Source organism: Patescibacteria group bacterium (assembly GCA_004297215.1).
GTDB lineage: Bacteria > Patescibacteriota > Patescibacteriia > UBA9934 > GWF2-40-263 > 2-01-FULL-63-20.
Map to the genome: position 1 here is coordinate 576,472 of SCUM01000001.1, position 25,224 is coordinate 601,695.

Annotated in this window: 22 protein-coding genes, 2 tRNA genes and 1 other RNA gene; 14 read left to right on the plus strand and 11 right to left on the minus strand. The window is 64.9% G+C overall.

The genetic code is table 11. The features are described 5' to 3' along the window. Positions 1-221: 221 nt before the first annotated feature. Both EPO34_02910 and EPO34_02915 read right to left on the minus strand, forming a co-directional pair. Positions 222-1,742, minus strand: coding sequence for a hypothetical protein (locus EPO34_02910; protein ID TAK04081.1), 1,521 nt, complete (start codon positions 1,740-1,742; stop codon positions 222-224). Position 1,743: 1 nt separating this feature from the next. Further along, positions 1,744-2,478 (minus strand): DsbA family protein, encoded by a 735-nt coding sequence (locus tag EPO34_02915; GenBank protein ID TAK04082.1) that lies wholly within the window; start codon positions 2,476-2,478, stop codon positions 1,744-1,746. Between the two features lie 313 nt (positions 2,479-2,791). Here EPO34_02915 and secG point away from each other — a divergent pair, with 313 nt between their 5' ends. From secG to EPO34_02975, 12 genes are all read left to right on the plus strand, one after another. After that, positions 2,792-3,013 carry a preprotein translocase subunit SecG gene (gene secG / locus EPO34_02920; GenBank protein TAK04083.1) on the plus strand — a complete coding sequence of 74 codons (222 nt, stop codon included), beginning with the start codon at positions 2,792-2,794 and terminating at the stop codon, positions 3,011-3,013. A gap of 6 nt (positions 3,014-3,019) precedes the next feature. Then, positions 3,020-4,837: a peptide ABC transporter substrate-binding protein gene (locus tag EPO34_02925; protein TAK04084.1), complete on the plus strand. Its 1,818-nt coding sequence runs from the start codon at positions 3,020-3,022 to the stop codon at positions 4,835-4,837. Positions 4,838-4,849: 12 nt separating this feature from the next. Continuing rightward, a tRNA-Leu gene (locus EPO34_02930) sits at positions 4,850-4,936 on the plus strand. A 209-nt stretch (positions 4,937-5,145) separates the two neighbouring features. After that, the gene (locus tag EPO34_02935; protein TAK04085.1) at positions 5,146-6,999 is read left to right on the plus strand and encodes a ribonuclease J; all 1,854 of its coding nucleotides are present in this window, start codon (positions 5,146-5,148) and stop codon (positions 6,997-6,999) included. 88 nt (positions 7,000-7,087) lie between these two features. Continuing rightward, positions 7,088-8,074 carry a tryptophan--tRNA ligase gene (gene trpS / locus EPO34_02940; GenBank protein ID TAK04086.1) on the plus strand — a complete coding sequence of 329 codons (987 nt, stop codon included), beginning with the start codon at positions 7,088-7,090 and terminating at the stop codon, positions 8,072-8,074. A gap of 35 nt (positions 8,075-8,109) precedes the next feature. Then, positions 8,110-8,539, plus strand: an RNA gene (rnpB, locus tag EPO34_02945) — RNase P RNA component class A. A 49-nt stretch (positions 8,540-8,588) separates the two neighbouring features. Further along, positions 8,589-10,010 (plus strand): sugar transferase, encoded by a 1,422-nt coding sequence (locus EPO34_02950; GenBank protein TAK04087.1) that lies wholly within the window; start codon positions 8,589-8,591, stop codon positions 10,008-10,010. A 71-nt stretch (positions 10,011-10,081) separates the two neighbouring features. Then, a complete protein-coding gene (locus tag EPO34_02955) occupies positions 10,082-11,197 on the plus strand; it encodes a glycosyltransferase family 4 protein (protein ID TAK04088.1) in 1,116 nt (371 codons plus the stop codon). A gap of 1 nt (position 11,198) precedes the next feature. Continuing rightward, positions 11,199-12,386, plus strand: coding sequence for a glycosyltransferase family 1 protein (locus EPO34_02960; protein TAK04089.1), 1,188 nt, complete (start codon positions 11,199-11,201; stop codon positions 12,384-12,386). A gap of 85 nt (positions 12,387-12,471) precedes the next feature. Continuing rightward, on the plus strand, positions 12,472-13,590 hold the full coding sequence (locus tag EPO34_02965; protein ID TAK04090.1) for a glycosyltransferase family 1 protein: 1,119 nt from the start codon (positions 12,472-12,474) through the stop codon (positions 13,588-13,590). 8 nt (positions 13,591-13,598) lie between these two features. Next, the gene (locus EPO34_02970) at positions 13,599-16,241 is read left to right on the plus strand and encodes a DUF4012 domain-containing protein (protein ID TAK04091.1); all 2,643 of its coding nucleotides are present in this window, start codon (positions 13,599-13,601) and stop codon (positions 16,239-16,241) included. Then, the gene (locus EPO34_02975) at positions 15,745-18,075 is read left to right on the plus strand and encodes a DUF11 domain-containing protein (GenBank protein ID TAK04092.1); all 2,331 of its coding nucleotides are present in this window, start codon (positions 15,745-15,747) and stop codon (positions 18,073-18,075) included. Before EPO34_02970 ends, EPO34_02975 begins: the two co-directional genes overlap by 497 nt. Before the next feature lie 39 nt (positions 18,076-18,114). Here the strand turns inward: EPO34_02975 and pyrF are convergent, their stop codons facing one another. Continuing rightward, complete coding sequence (gene pyrF, locus EPO34_02980; GenBank protein ID TAK04093.1) at positions 18,115-19,020, minus strand: orotidine-5'-phosphate decarboxylase; 906 nt, start codon at positions 19,018-19,020, stop codon at positions 18,115-18,117. Between the two features lie 39 nt (positions 19,021-19,059). Here pyrF and EPO34_02985 point away from each other — a divergent pair. Then, a tRNA-Arg gene (locus EPO34_02985) sits at positions 19,060-19,136 on the plus strand. A gap of 27 nt (positions 19,137-19,163) precedes the next feature. Here EPO34_02985 and EPO34_02990 read toward each other — a convergent pair. The 7 genes from EPO34_02990 to EPO34_03020 form a co-directional block, all read right to left on the minus strand. Then, positions 19,164-20,099: a peptidoglycan bridge formation glycyltransferase FemA/FemB family protein gene (locus EPO34_02990; protein TAK04094.1), complete on the minus strand. Its 936-nt coding sequence runs from the start codon at positions 20,097-20,099 to the stop codon at positions 19,164-19,166. 52 nt (positions 20,100-20,151) lie between these two features. After that, on the minus strand, positions 20,152-20,697 hold the full coding sequence (ruvA, locus tag EPO34_02995; GenBank protein TAK04095.1) for a Holliday junction branch migration protein RuvA: 546 nt from the start codon (positions 20,695-20,697) through the stop codon (positions 20,152-20,154). Positions 20,698-20,709: 12 nt separating this feature from the next. Then, the gene (locus EPO34_03000; protein ID TAK04096.1) at positions 20,710-21,933 is read right to left on the minus strand and encodes a hypothetical protein; all 1,224 of its coding nucleotides are present in this window, start codon (positions 21,931-21,933) and stop codon (positions 20,710-20,712) included. 38 nt (positions 21,934-21,971) lie between these two features. Beyond that, positions 21,972-22,667, minus strand: coding sequence for a M23 family metallopeptidase (locus EPO34_03005; GenBank protein TAK04097.1), 696 nt, complete (start codon positions 22,665-22,667; stop codon positions 21,972-21,974). A gap of 84 nt (positions 22,668-22,751) precedes the next feature. Then, on the minus strand, positions 22,752-23,060 hold the full coding sequence (locus EPO34_03010) for a hypothetical protein (GenBank protein ID TAK04098.1): 309 nt from the start codon (positions 23,058-23,060) through the stop codon (positions 22,752-22,754). After that, complete coding sequence (locus tag EPO34_03015; protein TAK04099.1) at positions 23,057-23,380, minus strand: hypothetical protein; 324 nt, start codon at positions 23,378-23,380, stop codon at positions 23,057-23,059. Before EPO34_03015 ends, EPO34_03010 begins: the two co-directional genes overlap by 4 nt. 194 nt (positions 23,381-23,574) lie before the next feature. Beyond that, a complete protein-coding gene (locus EPO34_03020; GenBank protein TAK04100.1) occupies positions 23,575-24,462 on the minus strand; it encodes a hypothetical protein in 888 nt (295 codons plus the stop codon). A gap of 122 nt (positions 24,463-24,584) precedes the next feature. Between EPO34_03020 and EPO34_03025 the strand changes: the two genes are divergently transcribed. Continuing rightward, positions 24,585-24,842 carry a hypothetical protein gene (locus EPO34_03025; GenBank protein ID TAK04101.1) on the plus strand — a complete coding sequence of 86 codons (258 nt, stop codon included), beginning with the start codon at positions 24,585-24,587 and terminating at the stop codon, positions 24,840-24,842. 64 nt (positions 24,843-24,906) lie between these two features. Here EPO34_03025 and EPO34_03030 read toward each other — a convergent pair whose 3' ends face one another. Next, positions 24,907-25,224, minus strand: a complete 318-nt coding sequence (locus EPO34_03030) for a hypothetical protein (GenBank protein ID TAK04102.1) — start codon at positions 25,222-25,224, stop codon at positions 24,907-24,909.

Below are 25,224 nucleotides of genomic sequence, written 5' to 3' on the forward strand. Positions count from 1 at the left end.
AGAAAGATTGAAGGACGAAGTTCGAAATCCCGTTCCTTTATCCTTTCGAACTTTCCATGAACCTTTGGTCCTTCAAGATTTGGTTCTTCAAGTTTTTACACACGAGTGCGCGCATGCTATCAGGGTTTTTCCGGCGGGGCAAGGGGACGGGGTGGCGAAACGAAAATGGCCCGACGCGTCGTCGGAGCCATTCGTGTGACCGTCCCCTGTCACGCAACCGATCAAGGAATGGCACCGAACCCTTCGGCACGCCTCTCTTCAAACTCCATTTCTTCCTCAATCTCCTCCGCCGACCAGCATTCGTCATTGACTCCGGTGCGTTCGACGAACTGACATGGTTGGATTTTTTTCTTCTTCGCGATGTCGCAGGGGTCAAGAGTACACAGCTTCTCGCCCGTCATATCGCCGGCTTCGTCAATCGTGCCCATGAGCGCTCCCGACACGAGCCATTCGTTTTTCGCTTTCTGTCCCATGTAATCATTGCACGCCTTGATGTCTGCACATCGGATCGATAATTCCGCGCAGGTTCCCGCAGCGATAAGGGCGGAACTGACCGCCACGCCAGCACCGACAGCCGCCCCCGTGACAGTGCCAACTCCTGGTACAACCGTACCGGCTGCAGCGCCTACCGCGACATCGGCTACGACAGCTCCGGCACCGAGCATGGCACTGCTATCGGTCGTAAAGAAGCAGTAGTTCAGCTCCGTGGGCGTCTGATCTTTCGCGAGTTCTTTCGGCACGTCGTCCTTCTTAAGCTGGCGACAGCTGCCGGCATCAGGCTTAAGGCCGATGGAATTATTTGGCACGGCGGCCTGACAGCTTACGCAAACCGCCTTGTCCCCGATGCCGGCGCACCGCGCCCCTTCCCCGGCGCTTGGCGGACACTCCATGACCTGGCAGATGGAACCTGCGGCCACATCGGTTCCCTTTTCGTCCTTCAGGACCGGCTTCGTGGCCCCGCAGAAGTTCAACCCAAGCTTGCCGGCAACGGCATCCCCGGTCTTGAAACCCTTATCCTCGAGCGTCTTGCAATCCTTGCTCCCGTCAAGCAGCGTCACCCGCTTCACCATGGGCGTGGCGGGGAGCTCTAGGCGCACTAGCTGCGGACTCACCGTGTTCAGGATCACGTACGCTCCCATGAGGAGCACGAGGCCGATGAGCGCCTTCTTGATGCGCTCCTTTCCCTTCATCACCTGCTCGCTCATCCCGGCCCCGATCACGTACTGCAGGCCGCCCACCATGATCATCACGATCGCGATGGTGGTGCCGATGCCCAGCAGGAGGTTGTAGCCTCGTTGGACGTAGTCGCCCAGGTCGCTCACCTTGCTCACTTCGCCGAGCTTGAAGGACAGGTCGATGTCCGCGTATGTGATGGGGGTGCAGTAGCCCTGTCCGCCAAAGGAAGCGACGCAGTCCGGCGCCTGCCCGAGCCACCGTCCCGCCTGGCGGCCCTTCCCGTCCGCCTGGGATTCGCATTCCTTCTGCGTGAAACACAGCGTGTTGTTCTCCGGCGTGTCGGTGGGCGTCTTGCCGCACATGATCTGCTTCTCCCCGCCTTTCTTGCAGCTGTCAGAACATGCTTCGGGTTGTTGCGGCCCGGTCGTGACGGCCCCGTTCGGGGAGGTGCAGTAGCACGTGCATGTGGTGGAGGCTGGCGCTGGCGCGGTCTGCGCGAAAACGACCCGCGGCATCGGGGCGAGGAAAGATATGGCAAGAAGGAATGCAGCCGCGAGACGAGACATATCACTGCGCAAGGGCGCGTTCGATGAGGCCGTCGAGGATGTCCTCGGGGATGGCGCCGGGGATCATCGTCCCATTGATGAAGAAGGTGGGCGTGCCTTCGACGCCGGCTTCCAGGCCGGCCTGGTAATCTTCGAGCACGGCGGTGCGCACGGAGGGGTCCGCCACGCAGGCGTCGAACGCGACGAGGTCGAGGTTGGCCTCGCGCGCGAGCGCCTTGAGGCGGGCCGCGCCGAGATCGGACTGGGAAAGATAGAGCTTGTCATGATACTCCCAGAACTTTCCCTGCGTGCCCGCGCACGAAGCGGCGATGGAAGCGCCGAGCGCGTCGGGATGCAGCTCGCCGAGCGGGAAATCGCGGTAGGCGTATCGGATGCGGTCGCCGTACTTGGCCGCGAGGGATCGCATCGTGAAGCTCGACGCGCGCGAGAACGGGCAGGCGAAATCCGCGAACTCGACGATCGTCACCTTCGCGTCCGGCGCGCCGAGGGCGGGCGCGGAGGCGCGGTCCGTCGCCTCGGAGGTCGTGCCGGACGAGAGCGCGGAAGCGACCGCGCTCGGCGTGTAGTTCGACAGGAAGGCGAGATCGGAACGCGTGATGGACCCGGCCTGGATGAGCCGCGCGTAGTGTCCCACGCGGTACGCGAACGACCCCGCGGCGGCGAGCGCAACGAGCACGCCGGCCGTGACGATAAGCGTTCGACGACGCGTCGACGATGTCGGGATGGGAGAATCCATTGGGAAAGTATAGCATGTAGGATGTAGACTGTAGGATGAAGGATGGGACAAATTATCCTACATCCTACATTCTTCATCCTACATATCGCCCCTATGGAGGAAGCCGCACACAAAGGCCTGGAGCGTTCGAAGCGTCGCGAAAAGAAAGGTCGCCCCAAGATGAAGGTGTCGGGACGCGGCATGAAGCGCTTCGCGGGCGCCAAGAAGACCGTCCCGCCCCGACGCCCTTTGGGGTCGGGGTCCCGACCATCGCCGGGAGCGATGCGTCGGGATTGACGATTCGGGGCGAAAATGGTATGATTTCGCCGTCTTTATGAACACCAACGCCATCCTCAACGCCGCGGAACTCGCGCTTGCCGTGCTGCTTGCGGCCTCCATCCTGCTGCAGTCGCGCGGCTCGGGACTTTCGTCCGCCTTCGGCGGCGAAGGGAACGTGTACCGCACCAAGCGCGGCATCGAGAAGCGCCTGTTCCAGGGCAGCGTCGTCCTGTCGATCCTGTTCCTCGGCGTCGCCCTGGCCAATGCCCTGGTGTAACGCCCTGTGTTCCGCCGCCCCCCACCCCAGGGACCCAAGGACCTGGCCATGCGCCAGGTGCTTTCCGTGAAACGCCGCCGCGGACTGCCCACGCTCAAGCAGTGGGGCGCCCTTCCGCGCCTGCTCACGCGCCGCGAACGGCTCTTGGCCCTGTCCTGCCTCCTCCTCTTCGTCCTTTCCGCCTCGGCGCTTGGCACATGGTATGTGGCCACCCACCGCCTGGAAATCCCGGCGGAAGGAGGCGAGTACGTGGAGGCCCTCGTGGGCGAGCCGCAGTTCGTGAACCCGCTGTACTCCACGGCCTCCGACGTGGACGCCGACCTGGCGCGCCTGGTCTATTCCGGGCTCTTGCGGTTCGATCCCAAGGAAGGCCTCGTGAACGACCTGGCTGAGAAGATGGAGATCTCCGAGGACGGGAAGACCTATTCGGTGACCGTGCGCGACGACGCGACGTTCCACGACGGGTCTTCCGTGCGGGCGAAGGACGTGCTGTTCACCATCACCGCGATCCAGGACCCGGCCTATCGCAGCCCGCTCGAGGTGTCCTTCCGCGGGGTCGCCGTAAGCCAGGTGGATGACCGCACGGTGGCCTTCTCGCTTGAGAAGCCGTTCGCGCCGTTCCTCTCCACGCTCACGGTCGGCATCCTCCCAGAGGGGCTCTGGGGCGGCATCCCGCCGCGCAATGCCCCGCTCGCCACCCGCAACCTGGAACCGATCGGGAGCGGCCCGTACAAGTTCGCCTCGTTCTCCAAGGACAAGAACGGGCGCATCCTCTCCTACACCCTCGCGCGCTATGCCGCGTATTACGCCACCCCGGCTCTCATCGACACGCTCACCTTCAAGTTCTACGCCGACGGGAACGATGCGCAGGGCGCGCTTGAGAACCGCAACGTCGAAGGGATGGCATTCGTGTCGAGCGACCAGGAAGAGGCGGTGGCGAAGAATCGGAACGTCACGCTGCTGCGCCCCTCCCTCCCGCGCGTCACCACGCTCTCCTTCAACCAGGAAAAGGCGGCGGCCTTGAAGAAGCCGGAGGTGCGCAAGGCCATCGCGCTCGCGCTGAACAAGCAGGCGATCCTCGAGGATGCCCTCAGCGGCCGCGGCGCCGTGGTCGACTCCCCGATCCTCCCGGACATGGTCGGCTACGCCCCGGACGTGGCCTGGCCCACGTTCGACCCCGCCGCCTCGATGGCCCTCCTTGAGAAGGCGGGGTTTCCGAAGGTCGACGGGTCGGACGTGCGCACGCTTCCGAAAGACCTGTATGAAGCCAGGAAGAAAGCGGCAGGCGAAGCGGGGGGCTCGACAACGAACGAGTTTTCCCTTACCCTGAAGACCGTCCAGCATCCGGAGCTCATCCGCACGGCGGAACGCATCGCGACGCAGCTCGCCGATATCGGGATCAAGGTGGAGGTTGCGGCCGTGCCGGCCGACGAACTGCTCGCGGACGTCATCGAACCGCGCGATTACGAGATGCTGCTCACCGGCACCCTGCTCGGCCTCGATCCGGATCCCTTCCCGTTCTGGCATTCGTCGCAGGCGTCCGGCAAGGGACTCAACCTCGCCAACTACGGCAACCGCAAGGCCGACACCCTCCTCGAGGAGGCGCGCCAGAGCACGGACGAAGCGACGCGCGCGGCCAAATACGAGGAATTCCAATCCCTGCTCGCGGAGGACCTGCCGGCGGTGTTCCTCTACCAGTCCGCCTACGCCTATGCGGTCTCGTCAAAGATCCGCAACGTGGACATCCCCCGCGTCATCACCCCTTCGGACCGATTCGCCAACGTTACGAGCTGGTACATCAAAACCAAGAACGTGCTGCGCTAGCCGCAGCCCCGTGCCCAGATGGCGGAATTGGTATACGCGCAGGTCTCAGAAGCCTGTGCCCTCACGGGCTTGAGAGTTCGAGTCTCTCTCTGGGCACCATCCCCCTTCGCCCAATCTGACGATTGGGCTTCGGGGGATTCCCACATGCATTTTCCTGAGACGTATCGCGGGATACGTCTCGTCGAAAGCGCACGTGAAACCGTTCGTTCTTACATGGAAATCTTTATTCAGTGCGTAGGGAGTAGGTGGTAGTGCGTAGGAATATCCTACGCACTACGCACTACCCACTACCACCTTAGTTATTTCTTATGGTTGACAAACAACCGAACCAGCAGCAACCCCGCCGCGATGGCGGACGCCGAGACCAGTCCCGCGGCCCGCACCAGCAAGGCGGAGGCCGATTCGACCGCTTCCGCGGGCGCGTGTTCACGCGCGACAACGTGAACGCCGGGGGCAGCGCCCCTTCTTCCGCGCCCTCCGGCGCGGGGAGGCCCCTTCCCCCGGGCAGCCCGAAGCTGCGCGTCGCCGTGCTCGGCGGCTGCGAGGAGGTGGGCCGCAACTGCACCATGCTCGAGTACGGCAACGACATCATCATCGTGGACCTCGGGCTGCAATTCCCCAACGAGGACATGCCGGGGGTCGATTACATCATCCCGAACATGACCGGCCTCAAGGGGAAGGAGAAGAACGTCCGCGGGGTCATCATCACCCACGGCCACTACGACCACATCGGGGCGATCCCGCACGTGGTCCCCAAGATCGGCAACCCGCCCATCTACGCGCTCCCCATGTCGGCCGGGATCATCAAGCGCCGCCAGGAGGACTTCGACACCCCGCCGCTCAACGTGAAGGTGACGAAGATCGACGACGTGCTGCAGCTGGGCGTCTTCCGCGTGTCGTTCTTCCACATCAACCACAACATCCCGGACTCCGCCGGCATCGTGATCGACACCCCGGCGGGCACCATCTGCCACACGGGCGACTGGAAGTTCGACTTCCACCCGGCCGGCACCCAGCATGCCGATTTCCAGCGCATCGCCGAGATCGGCAAGAAAGGCGTGCTCATGCTCATGGGCGACTCCACCTGCGCCGGCATCCCGGGCCACCAGAAGTCCGAGCGCGTGATCGGCGACGAGATCGAACGCATCATCGAGAAGGCGCCGGGGCGCGTGATCGTGGGCACCTTCGCCTCCCTGCTCTCGCGCGTGAAGCAGATCCTCGAGAGCGCCGAGAAGCACGGCAAGAAGGTGGCGCTCGACGGATTCTCCATGAAGACCAACGTGGAGATCGCCAAGGAGCTCGGGTTCATCAAGATCAACCTGAAGACGCTCATCCCCATCGACCAGATCGACAAGTACCCGCAGGAGAAGATCGTGGTGGTGTGCACGGGCGCCCAAGGCGAGAAGAACGCGGCGCTCAACCGCATCGCTTCCGACGAGCACCGCAGCGTGCGCATCATCAAGGGGGACACGGTGATCTTCTCAAGCTCGGTCATCCCGGGCAACGAGGAGAGCGTGCAGCGCCTCAAGGACATCTTCTATCGCAAGCGCGCCAAGGTGATCCACAAGGACATCATGGACGTGCACGCCGGCGGCCACGCCATGCAGGAGGACATCAAGCTCATGCTCGCCCTGTTCAAGCCCAAATACTACTGCCCCATCGAGGGCAACCACTTCCTCCTGCGCGAGAACGCCGAGGTGGCCTACTCCATGGGATGGAAGGAGGAGAACGTGTTCGTGGTGGACAACGGCCAGGTCATGGAGTTCTCCCCCGGCCACGGCACGCTTACCAACGAGAAGCTCCCCACCGACTACGTGTTCGTGGACGGGCTGGGCGTGGGCGACGTCTCCCAGGTGGTGCTGCGCGACCGCCAGGCGCTCGCCGAGGACGGCATGGTGATCGTGGTCGTGAAGATCGACAAGAAGAGCGGCATGCTCGTCGGCGCGCCGGACATCACCAGCCGCGGGTTCATCTTCATGAAGGAGCACCAGGAACTGGTGGAGGACGTGCGCAAGCAGGTCGCGAAGGTGCTTGAGAAGCGCTCCGCCTCCGAGGCCGATCCGGACGAGATCAAGCAGAAGGTGCGCGACGAGCTGGGGATGTACCTGTTCCAGCAGACGGAGCGCCGGCCGATGATCCTTCCTGTCGTGATCGAGGTGTAATAGGGTGGGAAGGGTTTGAAGAGTGTCGGAGAGCCGGTCATATGACCGGCTTTTCGTTTGGCTGCTCCCCTGTTACGATGGGCCGCGTATGGCAAAAGTCCTCACCGCGCTTCAACCGTCCGGGGTCCTGCACCTGGGCAACTACTTCGGGGCGATCGAACCGGCCGTAACCCTTCAAGCACAGCACGATCTGACGATGTTCATCGTCGATTATCATGCGATCACCGTCCCGCAGAAACCCGACGAGCTGCGACGCAACATCCTGTTCGCGGCCGCCACGTATCTCGCCTGCGGGATCGATCCGGCGAAGACGCTGCTGTTCCAACAGTCGGCGGTGCCGGCTCACGCCGAGCTCGGATGGGTGTTGAGCTGCATCGCGCGCGTGGGCGAGCTCGAGCGCATGACGCAGTTCAAGGACAAGGCGGGGGCGCGAGCCGAAAAGGTCTCCGTCGGCCTGTTCACCTACCCGGTCCTCATGGCCGCCGACATCCTGCTCTACGACACGGAGCTCGTCCCCGTGGGCGCGGACCAAAAGCAGCACGTGGAGCTCGCGCGCGACCTCGCCATCCGCTTCAACCGCGACTACGGCGAGACCTTCGTGGTGCCCGAACCGAGCATCCGCGCCGAAGGGGCGCGCGTCATGGGGCTTGATGACCCGACGAAAAAGATGAGCAAGTCGGCCACGAGCGCCAAGAACTACATTTCCCTGCTCGACGACGAGGCGACGGTGATGAAAAAGGTGAAAGCGGCCGTCACCGACTCGGGCGCCGCGGTCCGCGCCGGCGAGGGTCGTCCGGCGATGACCAACCTGCTCACCATCTACTCGCTCGTCACGCACCGCAGCGTGAAGGAAATCGAAGGCGACTATCTCGGCAAGGGCTATGGCGACTTCAAGGCCGACCTCGCCGAGGTCATCTCCCTCTGGCTCAAGCCGCTGCAAGCCAAGATCAAGACGTACCTCGCGCATGAGGACGAGCTGGTGAAGGTCCTCAACGCGGGGGCCGAGAAGGCCGCCGAACGGGCCGAGCGGCGCATGCAAAAAGTGCGGGAGAGGATCGGGGTGTCCCTCCGTTGACGGCCCGGCCGTTTCGTGCTAATCTCCCGGGGTCCTTGGAATGCCGGACGGCTACGCCCCGACGTCATGTCGGGGTGAGGAAAGTCCGAACACCCCTTGGGCCGCAAGGTCCTTTGAAAAGGAGCGTCGCTAACGGCGACCAGGTATGTCGGTGGGGTTTAAACGCGTTGGAGAAATTCACGCGTTTGCCTCTCATCGTAAGCCTAGGGAAAGTGCCACAGAGACTATACTATCCCCCGTCGCTCCTCACGGAGCCATGGGGGAGAAAGGTGAAAAGATCGCGGAAGTCGCAAGGCTACCGCGTAGGCCCCATGGCGACATGGGCGCGTGGAAAACCCGCTCCGGTGCAAGAGCAAGTTTGGTAGCTCGCTAGAACCTGGCGGCAACGCCAGGACCAGAGAGATGGCCGTCTCCGCCCCGCAAGGGACGACAGACAAAATTCGGCTTACAGGCATCTCCCGGGACACCAAAAAACCTCGCTTCACGCGGGGTTTTTTGTTACCATGCGTGGGCTATGAAGCGATCCGGACTGTTTTTTACGATCGTCCTGCTCCCGCTCGACCTGCTCGCCCTCGTGGCCGCCGCGGTGACCGCGTATTATTCGCGGTTCCTGCCGGTGTTCACCTCGGTGCGACCGGTCGTCTTCGATCTCACCATCGAGCGCTACCTTCCCGTGGCGGCGTTCGCGGCGTTCGTGTGGCTGCTCGTGTTCGCCGCGTCAGGGTTGTATACCACCCGACGGGTCGCGATCGCGCACGAGCTCACGCGCGTGGCGCTCGCCTGCTCCACGGGCATGGCGGCCGTGTTCGCCATCCTGTTCTTCTCCCGCACCTTCTTCGAGTCCCGCTACATCGCGGTGGCGGCCTGGCTCCTGTCCATCGCGTTCGTCTGCGCGGAGCGCCTCGCGGTGCGCCTCGTGCAGCGCAGCCTCATCCGCTGGGGCATCGGCGAGTGCCGGGTCGTGCTCATCGGGGAGAACCGCTCAAGCGCGGCGCTCGACGCCTTCTTCGCCGACCGGCACCGGTTCGGCTTCCATGTGACCGGGCATTTCAAGAGGTTCGATGGCGGGGTGGCGGAGCGCATCCGCGAGCTCAAGCGCAAGGACAAGGTCGACGAGGTGTGGCTCACCGATCCCGAGGCGAGCCGCGAGGCGGCGCTCGACGTCCTCGGGTTCACGGAAGTGGAGCATTTAGGCTTCCGCTATACGGCCGATTTCTTCGCTTCCGCCGTCGGAAAAAGCGTGATGCACGCCTTCGCCGGCGTCCCGGTGATCGAGGTGCGCAAGACCCCGCTCGACGGCTGGGGGGCGATTTACAAGCGCGCGTTCGACATCGCGGTGTCGGGAATCCTCATCGTCCTCACCGCTCCCGTCCAGCTCGCGATCGCCGTCGCCCTGTTCCTCGAAAGCCCGGGGCGCGTGCTGTTCTCCCGCCTCCCGCACGGGGGAAAGGTCATGCGCGTCGGGCAGGGAGGAAAGTCGTTCCACTACTTCAAGTTCCGTTCCATGGTGAAGGACGCGCACACGTATCGTTTCGATCCGGCGTTCCTCAAGCGATACGGGAACATGCGCGAAGGGTCCCCGCTGTTCAAGCTGAAGGACGACCCGCGCGTGACCCCGATCGGCCGCCTCCTTCGGAAATTCTCCCTTGACGAGCTCCCGGAGTTCTTCCTCGTGTTCCTCGGCCGCATGTCGCTCGTGGGCCCGCGCCCGCACCTGCCCGAGGAGGTGGCGCTCTATAAGCCGCATCAGCGCAAGGTGCTCACGGTGAAGCCGGGCATCACGGGGATGGCCCAAATGAGCGGCCGTGCGGACCTTGACTTTGACGAGGAAGTGCGGCTGGATATCCATTATCTTGAGCACTGGAGCCCTTGGCTCGACCTGTACCTGCTCCTCAAGACGCCGCTTGCGGTGATCTTCAAGAAAGGGGCCTACTAGGCGTTAAGGCCTCAGGCGGACAAGGCCTTAGCAGCTGATGCCTTAACGCCTGCGGCCTTCTCGCCTCTCACATGAAACTCGCCATCGTCCACGACCATCTCGTCCAAGACGGGGGTGCGGAAAAGGTGCTCGAGGCCATCCAGGAGATCTGGCCCTCGGCACCCACCTACGCCCTCGTTTTCGATGCGCGCCGGTTCCCTTCCTTCGCCGGAAAGGACATCCGCACCTCGTTCATCCAGCGGCTACCCTTCGCGAAGACGAACCTGCAGTGGTACCTGCCGCTCATGCCCACGGCCACCGAAGGGTACGACCTGCGGGAATTCGACGTGGTGGTGTCGAGCTCAAGCGCGTTCTCGAAGGGGGTGATCACCCGCGACGATGCCCTGCACGTGTGTTACTGCCACACGCCCACCCGTTACCTGTGGAGCGACACGCACAGCTACGTGGCCGAGCTGCGGCAGCCACGATTCGTGAAGGCCGCCCTCCCCCCGGTGCTTTCCGCGTTGCGGATGTGGGACCGCCAGGCCGCGGACCGCGTAGACGCGTTCGTGGCAAATTCCGAGACGGTGAAGCGGCGCATCGCGAAATACTACGGCCGGACGTCGGATGTGATCCATCCCCCGGTCGACATCCATCGCTTTGCCAATCTCCCGACTCCCGACTCCCGACTCCCGACTCCCTCCTACTTCCTCGCCGGAGGACGCCTGGTCGCCTACAAACGCTACGACCTCATCGTGGAGGCCGCGAACCGTACCGGCATCCCCGTGAAAATCTTTGGCACGGGGCCGGTGGAGCAGGCTCTGCGAGCGCGTGCCAAGGGAAACGTGGAATTCCTCGGCCGGGTGTCCCCAGAGCGGCAGGCGGAGCTCTACGCCGGAGCCAAGGCGTTCATCCACCCGCAAGAGGAGGATTTCGGCATCACGCCGGTGGAAGCCATGGCCTCCGGAATCCCCGTCATCGCCTGGCGGCGCGGAGGCGCGACGGAAACGGTCATCGAAGGGGTCACGGGCGAGCTGTTCGACGAGCAAAGCTGGGAGGAACTCGCCGACCATCTCATCCGGTTCGACGCTACGCGCTACGACGGAGCCGCCATCCGGGCGCATGCGTCCCGGTTCGGCCTGGAGCGGTTCAAGGCGGAACTGAAGACCTACGTCGAACGCGCCTGGGAGGAACGTCGACGCCGCTGATATGCGCGTGCTCGTCGGGGCCCGCGACCTGTCCGTTCGTTCCCCGAGCGGGGTCGGGACGTATGCGACCGAGGTCCTGCGACGGATGTTCCCGCTCGCCCCGTCGGACCGCTTCACGCTGCTCACCACGGGCATGCACGCCCCAGACCTGACCCATGCCCTCTCCTCCGAGAGGAGAGGGGTAGCGTGCTATCTCCCCCTTGGAAAGGGGGAGCATGAGGGGGTCGTGCACGTGCACCGCCGCGTCCCCAATAAGCTCCTGAACGCGAGCGTGATCCTGACGGGACGCCCGACCATCGACCGCCTCGCCAGAGGGACGTTTGACCGACTTTTCCTCCCGAATCTCGATATCGTATCCGTCCCGAGATCCCTTCCGCATGTCCTGACCATCCACGACCTGTCCTGGCGCCTGTTCCCCGAATGGTACTCGTGGAAAATGCGCGCCTGGCATGCCGCCTGCCGGCCGGAACGGCTCATCGGAAACGCCGCGACCGTCCTCGTCCCGTCAAACGCCACGGCTGACGACCTCTCTGCCTGTTTTCCAGGCGTCGCTGGTCGCATCAAGGTCATCCCGCACGGGGTCGCGGATGCGTTTTCGCCGCACTCGGACCCGTCAGACCATGGCTGGCGCTCGAAATTGGGTGTCCCGGGTCGCTTCCTGCTGTTCGTGGGCACCCTTGAACCGCGCAAGAACGTGGTCGCCCTCGTGGACGCGGTCGCGGCCTATCGAAAACGCGCCGGGGACGACATCGCCCTGGTGCTTGCCGGAAGGTGGGGGTGGAACGCCGGGGCGCTTCGGCGGCGCCTGTCACGCCCCGATGCCCAGGGTTGGGTCCGCCTGCTCGGATACGTCCCGACGCAAGCGCGTCCGGCGCTTTATCGCGCAGCCGAAGCCCTCGTTTGGCCGTCGCATTACGAAGGGTTCGGGCTCCCCGTGCTCGAAGCGATGGCGAGCGGGACGCCGGTCATCACCAGCCTGTCGTCCGGCGTGGCTGAGACGGCCGGGGATGCGGCCATCTTGGTGGATCCGCTGCTCACGGACGACCTCACCGACGCGATTGGACAACTCTTGGGTTCAAGCGCGCTTCGCGCACGATTGCGCGACGCCGGATTACGACGCACTTCCGGATTCGGTTGGGAACAGGCAGCCCGATTAACCCTTGAGGCCATTCACGGGGGCAAGGTTTAACCTCCAAGGTTGAACCTCGCCCCCTGTGTGGATAACCATCGGCTTGACCGCCGATTTTTTGCGTGAAATTTGCTATAATCAAGGCATGCGAGTGGGGATCGATGCACGCATGTTTGGGCCTCGTGTCGGAGGCGGCGGACTTGGCCGCTATGTTGAGCAACTCGTGAATCATCTGGAGGATGCCGATCGGAAAACCCAGTACGTCCTTTGGCTCCTCAACGCGAACCTCGAAGCGCCTCGCGTTTCGGAGGATCGGTTCGAGAAACGCCTCGCGGACATCCGCTGGTATACGTTACGCGAACAGCTGTTCCTCGCCCCCCGCCTGGACGCCGCGCACTGCGACCTCTTGCATTTCCCCCATTGGAACGTCCCGCTCGGGATCCGCACCCCGTTCGTCGTCACCATCCACGACCTGATCCTGCTCGACGAACCTCGCTCGGCGCGGGCGACCACGCGCGCCCCGCTCGTCTACGGAGCGAAGTACGCCGCCTACAAGGTCGTGCTTGCCCACGCGATACGCGCGAGCCGCGGGATCATCGCGGTATCCGAATACGCCAAGCGATCCATCCTGTCGCACTTTCCCGACGTGTCACCGGAGAAGATCTCGGTGGTCTACGAAGGCGTGACCGACCTACCCCCTACGCACTACCCCCTACCCCCTTCCGCTCCCTACATCCTCCACGTCGGTAACAGCTATCCGCACAAGAACCTCGAGATGCTCCTGAAGGCGTTCGTGATGGTCCATAAGGAGCATCCGGACGTGACGCTCGTGCTCGCCGGGGCGCAGGACGCCTTTTCCCGGCGCCTGGAGCGGGAGGCCGAGGCCCTCGGGATCCGCGACGCGGTCCGGTTCGTCGCGAACCCGGACGACGAGACCGTATCCGCCCTTTACCGCGACGCCCGCGCCTACGCGTTCCCTTCCCGAGCGGAGGGATTCGGCCTCCCGGGACTCGAGGCGATGAGCGCGGGGGTGCCGGTCGCCGCCGCGCAGGCCGGAAGCCTGCCGGAGGTGTACGGCGACGCGGCGCTGTACTTCCCGCCGCATGACGCCGCGGGAATGGCCGAAGCGATGGGAACGCTCCTCACGGACGAACCGATCCGACGCCAGCTGCGCGAACGCGGGCGCGAACGGGCGCGGCGCTACTCCTGGCGTCGCATGGCGGAGGAGACGCGGCGCGTGTACGAGCGGGCCATGAAGGCGTGAAGCACCCTATGGCGGTCCCCCAACCCAATCCCGGACCCCGCGTGAAGCGATCGCTCACGCACGCCGTAAGCGCGGATGCGCTCGCACGGATGCTTTTGGCGCGACGCAGGCGTTTGTCGTCGGAAGAATACGACCGCTGCGCCCCGCCCGTCCTTCGGGAGGGCGGCACCGGAGCGCCGAACCTGCGTGCCGGGCGCGGGACCGTTTCCCCCTACGTCATCCACCTTGCGCCGGAGAGCGCGCCATCCTCATCCGACGTCGGGGCGGAGGCGGAGATCCTGCTCAACCTGCTCGAGGCGGAAGCCCTGGTCCTTCCGGAGCGCCTGGAGGACCGCTCGCTCACGCTCGAGTCGCTCGACGTGTCGGACCAACTCGCGGAGGATCTCGCGACGCGCGGGCGGCTCAACATCGCCCTCCCGCGCCTTGCATCCGCTTTCACGGCCGTTCCTCCCTCCGGACTCTCGCGTACGGAGGGCTTTGACCTCTCCGCGCTCACCCCGCCTCCCGCGCCCGAAGACCTCGCGATGCTGCTCGAACTCCCCGAAGCGGAGGAGGCCGAAGACGTTCCGGAAGAAGACGGGGCTCTTGAGGCGATCGACCTTGAGATCGCCGGGATGATGCCCGAACCCGTCGCCATACCCTCGCCTACCACCTACCACCTACCACCTACCCCCTCCTTCTCCTTCCGCGCGGTCGCCTCGTTCGCCCTGCTCGCGGCCGCGTTCGTCATCCCCCTGCACGCGCTCGGGCTCATCGGGAGCGTGCGAGATGCCGGGTGGCGCGCCCGCGCGGCCGGCGAGGATGCCATGAACGCGCTTGAGAGCGGCGCCGCGTCGGCGCTCTCCCGCGACCCTGCCGCGGCAAGCGCCGGGTTCGCGCTCTCCGGCACCAGATTCTCCGACGCGCGCGAGGCGATTGACGACTTGGGCGCAGGCGTCCGGCTCCTGTCTGCGGCGCTTCCCGACGGGGCGGCCCCCGATGCCGCGGCCGCATCGGACCTCTCCCGCGCCGGCGAATCGCTCGCGACCGCCGGAGAGCGCATGGCGGACGGCTTCGTCGCGCTCACGCGGCAGATCGACCCGACGCCCGCCTCGCGCCTGTCGCTCCTCGCCACCTATTTCCGCGCCGCCCTCCCCCATCTTTCCGAGGCATCCGACCTGATTTCACGCGTCCCCGTCGCCTCGGTGCCGGAGGGTTCCCGCGACGCGCTTGAGGCGCTCAAGCGCCGCCTGCCCGTGCTCGCCTCCGGCCTCGCGGAACTGCTCGAGAACGCCGACCTCGCGCTCACCGCGCTGGGCGCCGACGGGGCGAAGCGGTACGTCCTCGTGTTCCAAAACGACGCCGAACTCCGCGCGACCGGCGGGTTCATGGGGAGTTTCGCCGAGGTCGAACTCGCGGAAGGCCGCATCGTGCGCATGCACGTGCCGGGAGGCGGGACGTATGACGTGCGCGGGATGATGCGGCGTTTCCTCTCCGCGCCCGGGCCGCTCACGCTCCTTTCCGCCCGCTGGGAGTTCCAGGACGCCAACTGGTTCCCGGATTTCCCGACCTCCGCGCGCCAGATCATCCAATTCTACGAAGAGGCCGGCGGCACGTCCGTGGACGGCGTCGTGGCGGTGAACGCCTCCCTTCTCCCGGACCTTCTCGAAGTGATGGGCGAGGTGGAAATGCCCGGATATGCCCGCACCGTGACGGCGGACAACGTGCTCCTGGAGGCCCAGAAGATCGTGGAGATCGAATACGACCGCGAGGAAAACAGGCCGAAGGCGTTCATCGGCGACCTTTCAGGAGCCCTGCTCGAGCGCGCCGCCGCGCTTCCCGTGGACGCGTTCCCCGCCCTGCTCGACCGCCTCGCGCGATCGCTCGTCGAACGCGACGTGCAGGTGTACTTCACCGACCAGGAACTCGAGCGGCGGGTGCGCGACCTCGGCTGGGGCGGCGAACTCAAGCGGACCGACGGCGATTACCTCATGGTCGTCGATACGAACCTCGGAGGCGGCAAGACCGACCGGGTGATCGACGAGGCCGTGGACGTTTCCGTGGCGGTGGACGCGGACGGTACCGTCACGGACACCGTGACGGTGACGCGCACGCACTACGGCGAGCCGGGCGCCCTGTTCACGGGAGTGAACAACGTGGATTACCTGCGCCTGTATGTCCCGAAGGGGAGCGTGCTCCTGTCCGCCTCGGGTTTCGACGCCCCGGACCCGTCGCTGTTCGAGTCCGTGGAGCCCGAATGGGAGATGGACGACGATCTCTTGTACGAGAAGGAGGGGGCATCGAGGCATGCGGCCTCTGGCACGGACATCTCCGAACAGGGCGGGAAGACCGTGTTCGGCAACTGGATGCAGGTCGATCCTGGGGAACGCGCGACGGCGACCTTCACCTATCGCCTCCCCTTCCGCGTGGCGGCTCCGGGCGCGCAGGAGGGTCTTGCGGATCGGCTCTGGTCCTGGCTCGGGCGCGCGCGTACCGACCGGTACACCCTTACCGTCCAGAAACAGTCCGGCGTCGCCTCGCGCACCACGAACCTCACCCTGCGGATCCCGGAGGCGTTGCGCGCCGTCTGGTCCTCGCACGACCTCAAGGGCGCTACCTTCGACAACCGCTCCGACGGCTTCTTTGCCGTGCTTTTCGAACGGTCAGAATGATATGACGGCCCACCACCCACCGAATCCGGACCTCGCAAGGGAGTTGAAGGCCATCTACGCGCAGGACGACGGGGAGCTCCCCGACCTTTCGTCGCTCGACCAGGCCCCGCGCCGGAGGTGGCGACGCTTCCTCGTGCGAGCCGTCCTCTTCCTCGGCATCATCTCCGCGGCCGCCTGGGGCGGGTTCTTCCTGTGGCGCGGACTGTCCACGCCCGCGCGCATCCTCGCGGGGACGATCGAAGGGTCGGGAAGCGTGCGTGCCGGCGAGGAAACGACCTATACGGTACGGTATCGCAACGAGGGCGACGTTCCCGTGGCGCAGCTCGAGCTCTCGCTCAACCTCCCCAGCGCGTTCCAGGTCACCAAGACGACCCCGGCGGCGGATGAGGGGACCACCTGGCGCCTGGGTTCGCTCACCCCGGGCTCCGACGGGGCCGTGACCGTGACCGGCTGGTTCCGCGCCGCGGTGCCGAGCGCGCAGACCCTGCAGGCGGCCTTCACCTACCGTCCGGCGAACTTCAGCTCGGACTTCCAGGATTTCAAGTCGCTCCCCGTGTCGGTGGACGGAAGCGTGCTCAAGGCGTCGGTGACGGGCCCGGAAAAGGCGCTCCCGGGGGACACGGTCGAATACGTGCTCGAGGTCGAGAATGCCGGCTCGGTCGCGCTCGAGGGAGTGCGTCTTCTCGTCGCGCTGCCCAAGGACTTCCATTTCCTGTCCTCGCAGCCGGCCCCATCCCGCGAAGGAGCCGTTTCCTGGGACCTTCCGCCGGTCGCGGCTGGCGGCAACGCCACCGTCACCATGAAGGGAAGCTATACGGCCTCCGCGGAAGGGACGCAGGCGGTCGAGGCGCGGGTCATGCTCGTCGCGGACGTGGTCGAGCTCGCGCAGACGGCGGCGAGCGCCCGCACGGACATGCTCGGAGGCACGCTGGACTTCCGCCTGCTCGTGAACGGCGGCGAAGACGACCTTACGCTCGATTCCGGCGGGGTGCTGCGCGTGTCGATCCCCTATGGCAACCGGGGGTCCCAAACCGTGAACGACGTATCCTTCCGCCTCGCGGCCGAGACCGGCGGCCCCGCCGCCCCGATCGATTGGGAAAAGGCCGTGGGGATCGCCGACGGGGTCCGCACGGGCAACGTGCTCATCTGGGACAAGACCGACCTGCCCGATCTTGCCGCGCTCGCGCCCAAGTCGGAAGGGGTGATCGACGTCACCCTCCCCATGCCCGCCTCCTTCGATCCCAAGACGATGTCCGACCGGTTCACCCTCACGCTCACCGCCGCGATCAAGGGCGTGGGGAGCGTCGTGAGCCCGCGCACCGTGTCGGCCACCCCGCTTGCCGTGCTCGTGAACAGCGATCTCGTCGCCTCGGCGGAGGCGCGCTACTTCACGCCCACGGGCGAGCCCGTGGGGCGCGGCCCCCTCCCGCCGAAAGCCGGGGAAACCACCGCCTACCGCGTGTACTGGACGCTTGAGAACCGCCTGCATCCGCTTTCCGACATTCGCATGAGCGCCACGCTTCCCACCGATGCCGGCTGGATCGACCAAAAGGACGCCGCGGCGGGGACCGTCGCCTTCGATGAGACCACGAGGACCGTGTCATGGACCGTCCCTGCCTGGCCCGAGGGCACCCCGATCATCCAGGCCTGGTTCGACGTGGTGACGGCCCCGAGCGACGCCGACGTCGGCTCGTTCCTGAAGCTGGTGAACGCCGCCGGCGCAGAGGCCACCGACACTCTCACCAAGGCGCGCTTGAGCCGCGCGCTTCCCGAGATCACGAGCGAGCTCCCCACGGACGAGGACGCGAAAGGAAAGGGAGTGGTGGTGGAATAAAGAAAGAAGCCGCCCTGCGAACCAGGGCGGCTTTCGTGTTCAGGCGGCTTCGGATTCGCCGCAGATCTCCTTCACGATGCGCTTCACCGCCTCCTCGGGGGTCCCGACCTCCGTCGGCGGCTTGAGGATCGGCCGTCCGATCACGAGATAGTCGGCGCCGACCTTGACCGCTTCGGATGGGGTCATCACCCGCTTCTGGTCGTTGGCATCGGCCCAGGCCGGTCGTACTCCTGGCGTGACGATCAGGAACCCCTCCCCGCACGCCTCGCGCACGAGGCGGATCTCCTCCGGAGAACACACGACGCCGTCGAGGCCGCTTTCCTTCGTGAGGACGGCCCGTCTCACCACGAGGTCCCGCAAGGCCCGTTCCCCGGCGTCGGCATTCGCATCCGCCCGCAGGTCGGCGGAGCCGAACAGGACGTTTGGCTTGGGAAGCGTGCCGGCCTTCACCAGGTCGGAATGCTTCTGGCTGGTGAGCACGGTCACGCCGATGAGCAACGGCTTTTGACTCTCGTCCGGGAACCGCTGCTGACGGATCACCCAGGCCTCGTCACGCGCCTGCACGGCCGCACGCATGCCGGCCTCGCCGGCATCGGCATAGACGTTCGTCATGGCGACCCCATGGATCGTCGCGGCACGCACCGCGCCGGCCATCGTGGCGGGGATGTCCACCAGCTTCAGGTCCAGGAACACGCGGCCGAAACGCTTCGCCTCGTCCACGATTGCCGGCCCGAACGCGACGAACGCCTGGAGGCCGATCTTGAGCATTCCGACATGGGCGCCGAGCTCCGAGGTATGTCGCCGGATGACGGCGTCGTTGTCCGAATCGAGCGCGACGATGATCTTCTTTGCTGCGTCTTGCGGAGTCATGCAGACCCCTCCTTTTTGCAAGGGAAATGAACGCGCGAGCACCTTAACAAACGGGCTGTAATGGGCAAGATTCATTGACGGAATCGCCTTCCGGACATACCATCGCCTCACTTCGCGCCCGTAGCTCAGCTGGATAGAGCGTCTCCCTCCGAAGGAGAAGGCCACACGTTCGAATCGTGTCGGGCGCACCAAAAACGACGTCCTCCGGGACGTCGTTTTTATATCCTCCGGACTGCCCGAGCAATCCGATACGCCCCGAACCGCAGCGGATCCAGCACCAGGTCGAACGTCCCTGGCGAGTCCACGCGTTCCCCGCCGAAGCCGAGCTTGAAGCGGGTGATGCCGGCCCACGGGTGGGAATCCAGAGCGCCTTCTGGGGCCACGCCCCACCAGTCGTAGGCAATGATCCCCTTGGCCTTGGCGTCCTCGATGAGCTTCCAGTGCAGCAAAAACGGCGCCATCACGTTGCGGTGCTCGTCGGAGGAGGCGCCGTGCAGGTAGGTCCGTGTGCGACCGAAATCGACCATGACGTTCGCGGCAATCACCTTCCCCTCGAACCGCGCGACGGCCAAAAACGCCTTCGTCTCGCCGGACAGGTTCTTGAGCATCGCCTCGTAGTACGCCCGGTCGTGCAGGCGGAATCCGCCGCGCGAGCCCGTCGTCTTGAACAAGGCCCATACCTCGTCGTCCAACACCGGGTGTCGGACGGAACATTCAACCCCTTTTCGCTCCGCAAGACGGATGTTGTACCGCGTCTTCTCGTGCATCCCGGCGAGCAGCTCGTCGGTGCCTTTGGTGAGGTCGGTGATGAGCGTATGCGACGGCTGCACGTCGATGGTGCGGCGCGCGCGGCGGTCAGTCGACGCGATGGACGGCTCAATACGGACGAAAGGAGATCCTTTCAGCTCCCCAAGCCCCTCAAGCTCCATCGTTCCCACCGGCCCCTTCGGGCAGTACAGGTACTTGAGGCCGAACGGCAACTTCGATTCGACGAACTGCCCGGCCCATTCCTTGAGGTCGCCGCGCCGGACCACCTTGCGCCCGAGCGACTCCTGGAACGTCCCCCATTCCCAGGACTGCAAGAATGCGCCGGAGCGGGGACCGCGCTCGGCGACGAATGCGTTCCACAATCGTTGATTCATCCCGTCTAGCATATTGGGGTCAGGTCTTGCATCGTGTTGCACAATGCAAGACCTGACCCCCTATCTAGCGCGACAACCGTTTCAACGCCTGCCGGATCTTCCCTTCCGTATCCCCTTCCAGCCCGTCCAATGCGTCCGCGGCCTGCTTTCGGCTGTAGCCGAGGCCCACGAGCGCGTCTACGGACTCTTCGGCCCCTTCCGCCACTTCGGCCCCTTCTTCCGCGAGCACGCCCGAGAGCTCAAGCACGATCTTTTGCGCGGTCTTCTTGCCAATCCCCTGCACGGAGGAAAGGAAGGCGATGTCCTGGGTCATGATGCGCTTCTTCACCTCGTCGACCGGGGCGACGCAGGCGATCTTCTGGCCGCTCTTGGGGCCAACGCCCGACACGCAGATGAGGCGGCTAAACAGCTCAAGCTCATCCGCCGTCCTGAACCCGAACAATTCGCGGCCGTCGTCGCGCTGCGCCTCGTGCGTGAACAGCGTGACCTCGCCGGACAGGCCGTTCATGGCCGCTTCCGGCATCGTGACGCGATAGCCGACGCCGGCGATCTCAACGATGAGAAAGCCGTTCCCTCGATGTGCGACCACTCCTTTCAGAAGCGCGATCATAGCGCCACCACCTTACTCGCCGTCGCCATCCTTTTCAAACTCCAGGGCGTAAAACCGCGTCGCGCGCTTCTCAAGCTCCTTCTTCTTGTCCTCCGGGAGCTTCGGCCAGGGAACTTCGCCGAGGACGGCGGCATGGATCACGGCGAGCGCGCGCCCGAACTTCGGCCCGGGTTCCATCTTGAGCAGGTCCATGAGCGCGAGCCCGTCGAGGCCGGCCTTCCGGAACCGGCGGTTGCGGTCGCGCGTGCGGTCCTCGGCGCGGCGCTTCTCCTTTTCCGCGCGCTTCCACGGGGCGTAATCGTGCTCGGCACGCAGGAAATGGATGAGGGGCGTCGGATCATGCCACACGCCGCCGTGCGGGCTGTGCCGCGCGCTCCCGCACACCCCGTCGAGCAGGAGGGCGGCCTGCATGAGGCCGATCAGGTCGTCCCCGTCGAACCCGCGGTCGGTGGCGAGCTTCTGGAGCCGGTCGATGCGCGCGGGGTTCGCCCGTCGCGAGAAATCCTCGAACGCGTCGAGGTGGTGCGCGATCACCTCCTCGAGGAGCGCCGCATCGCGATCAGTGAGCCGGTGCGCGTCGCACACGCGGTGCAGGAGGCCGTGATAGTTGGGCGTGTGCACGGCGCGATCGTGCCCGGGATAGTGGCATTGGATGCCGTACGCGTCGAAAAACGCCTGCTGCGAGGCGCGCGGCGGCTCCTGCGCGCGCTCGGAAGCGAACATGTCGTACAGCTCGAGGTACCGCGCGCGCAGCTTGGCGCGCTCCGAGACGCCGATGTCGTGCCAATGCGCCATGGGCTCGGTCTCAAACCCGAGCGCCGCGCCGCGGCTCCCGGGCAGCGACGTGAAAGACAGGGTCGCCCACTTCGCCGCGTCGTGGCACAGCGCGAAGCACTCGAACAGCGCCGCGTTCTCCTTGATCGTCTCCTCAAGGTCCTGGATCTTCCCTTCGTACCCCTTCAATCGCCGGAACTCCTCGATGTCGAGCAGGCGCAGCTTCCCGCCAACCAGGGCGTAGACGACCGTAAGGATCCGACGTAGATGGCTGTCCATGGCCGGACCCTCGCAATGGTGCGGGGGCGACTGGGGCGTGCGCAGCGACTCGGCGATGAGCGGCTCCTGCGAGGCGACCGCGCGAAGCTCGGCGTCGGCGCGCTCCCGAAGCGCCGCGTCGTGCTCCAGCCGCCGCATGGCCGCGTCCAAGTACTCGGTTTCCTGATGGGCTTTCCTCCGCATAACGGAAGCCATTTTAGCATAGAAAAACGACCCTGTGTTCAGGGTCGTCGCTGCACGAAACGCCACGCCATCTTCCATCCGTAACAGCTCGGATCGAAGGTCTCGAAGCGGACTTCCTCGTAATCGGTCTTCAGGACGTCCGCGGGCGGCTTGCCGACGCAATGGCTTGCCTGCCAATCCGTCATCCCTCCCTGCGGCACCTCCATCTCCAGATGCAGGTGAGCGCCGTGCACGTGACCGGTGTCGCCGACCTCCCCGATGACGTCTCCCGCACGGTCGATATGGTCACCGACCTTATGGAAGACGCGACGGAGATGGCAGTATTTCACCCGCTGCTGCACGGACGTACCGCCGTCCATCCAGCGGTACCGGACGAGAAGGCAGTTGTTGATAGGGGTGATTTCCTCGACCGTTCCATCGTCACGCACGGAAAGCACGGGAATCCCTTTCCGCATCTTCACGTCCATGCCGAGATGAAAATCCTGGACGCAACGACCTTTGCTGCTCGCCACGGGATTGCATCGAGGACCATACGGGCTGCCGACGACTTCTCGTACGTTCTTTTTCGTCGGTCGATTTTCGAACAGCACCGGATACACCAGCGCGCGGGTCGGATCGCAGCTCTTGCGAACGCCCCAGGCGTGGCATTGGCCGATGGTCTTTTGAACGTCGACGGCCGTATCGGTCTGCGAGACGATCGCGAACGCGAACAGGTAGGAAACGATCGCGGTCATGGCAGCCTCCTTGGTATAAAACTCTCGGGGCTCCCAATCACGTTGACTGGGCTTGCCGTTTGAGCCCCCAACCCGAGCAGATGCTCAAGGGTTGGGGTCGTGTGGCGCTTTGGGAAGCGCCGGGGTGCGGTGGCGGCCATGCAGGATCTCCTGCTTGATCGCCCGCATCACGTGGCCGGAGGCGTAGAACTCTCCGGCGAGGTAGATCACCCGGTCGAGCGCGGACAGCTTCTCGAAGAAGAACTGTCGTTTGCCCGTTTCCGGATGCATGTCGTAGGTAGGCCGCAGGCCGATGATCGCGTACGTCATGCCGACGAGCGGCAGGAGTTCGATCATCAGGCAGACGGCCTTCCCTGGGTTGTCGAGGTCGATGACCCGCAGGAACTCCTTCAAGGCGTACCGCCTTGCGCTTGTTTCTTGCGGGCCTTCTTGGCCGCCTTCTTTTTCGCCTTCTGGCTCTTCGCGTACTCCGCGAAGGCATGCTGGATCACCTTGATTGGGATCCAGATGGGCGAGAGAAGGAACCACTTGAGCCACCACTTCCCGATGTCGAGAGGGGTGAACCCAGCGATCTTCACGCCGGCCAGGTTCAGAACGAACCCGAGCACGAGAGCCGGCGCCACCACCCAGACGAGCGAGGTGTAGATCACCGCCGCCCAACCGTTGTGGGTGGAGAGGAGGAGGTTGTGAATCGCGTTCGAGATGAACTCCATGGTCTGTCTCTTCCATTTTCGTCGAAATATCGACGGGCATGGATGCCCTCTGGGGTTGAAGAACGGAGGTGTTCAGGATGGCCCTGAATCGAAAGACAGGCGCTTGCGCTGCCTGTCTGACGAGGAAAAGTGTACCACTTTTTTGCCCTTTTGTCAACCCCGACGTTTCAAGAATTTGTGTAATTCCAGCCAAATTATTGAAAGTCGGGGCCCCGACCCCGAAGGGCGTCGGGGGAGTGTTCAGCCAAAAATGCTTGTACCATCTCGAGCGTCACCGGGTGCTTCGTCCCGCTGTTCTTATGCCCCCACGCGCGGCCCATGCCGAAGGTGAATCCGCCGAAACGGTTGAACAATTTCTCGGCCGCGTCGGACTCCTGGACGTAGATGAACCCTCGGTCTGCCTCGACCACGATGATCGGGGTGGGCTTGCGCATGGCAAGCGCTGCGATGCGCGACAGCCGCACGCGCAGGTTTCCCGTCCCGTCCCCATGAACGATGAAATACCCGTTCCACGCTTCGCGCTTGTCCCACGCGCGCTGGGCCTGCGCCATCTTTTCCTGTTCCTTGCCTGGATCGCGCACCTCATCCATGAGCCGGTCCATGTGCTCGAAGATGCCGCGGATGTCCTTCCATGCATATCCCTCCTTCAAGAGCGCCCACACGTACCCGCGGTCCTGGATGCCGATCGCGCGCACCAGGCGCGGATCGAACCCGAGCGCCTTGAGTTTCTTGTCGGTGATGCGGAAGAGCGAGCGGAACTGCTCGAGCGAGGAGCGCAGCCGGCGGCCGGTCTTCGGGTTCCGGGCACGATCAAGGCCGGTGTACTCGTGATGATCGATGATGACCACGTCGAATCCGGCGCGCCGAAGCGACTCCTCCGCCTTGGGCCCGGGCATCTCCACGACCACCACGCGCTTGTGCCCGCTGGCCTTCACCCGTTTCAACAGCTCCTTTTCCTTGTCGAGCGTCGCCCCATGGCCCTGCCGCGACCGGATGACGGGAAGCCCCATCGCCTTCGCGATGCGCCAGATCTGAACGGCTTCGGGGTCGTTCACGGGGATGATGAGGACGCGGTCGCTCATAGGCATCATTGACGGATGACCCGCCTATCATACATACTTTCGGCGGCTCGTGCGTATCCCAAGGCATCGTGGAACCCATCGGGATCGGTCGCCGAACAGGCAGACGATGGAAACTGGCGAGCATGCCTCGAACACGAAGCATCGTAGGTTCGAAAATTCCGCTGGCCGGGCTTACGGGCGGCCACCTGCCGCCCCGTCATGACCAACCCCCACCGGAGGATACGATGCCCGAAGAAACGCGCGCCAACGCTCGCGACCGACTCGACTGCGGACTGGGAGGGTGCTCGGCCCCGATCATCCCGCTCCCCTTCCACCTGCCCGGGTTTTACCCCGCGGTCACCGTCCGCGCGGTGATCCCGAAGCCGAAGCCGATCGCGTAGCGTTCATCGCCGAGGGAAGACCTCCCCTCGGTGATTTTTTTGGATGAGAAAAGCCGCGGCGAAGCTAGTCGTCGCGGCTGGCGGGAGGATCCCGGAAGGCGCCGGCATCCTCGAGGCGTCGCGCGAGGGCGAGGCGCTCCTTCATGGCTTGCGCGAGGGTGATGTCGCCGCGCGTGAGCCGGGCGCCGACGTCCTCGTATTCGGGCGTGGCCTGGACCTGCCTGGTCACTTCGGCGAGACGGGAGAGTTCCGCCTCGTCCGGCAGCGCGGGGACGAACGGCACGCCTCCGGCGGCGGCCATGGCCGCCTGGGCCTGGAGCTGGGCTCCCTGGTTTGTCGCCATCGCGACCTCCTGCGTTTGTTGCGTGGGACTGGAAACCAT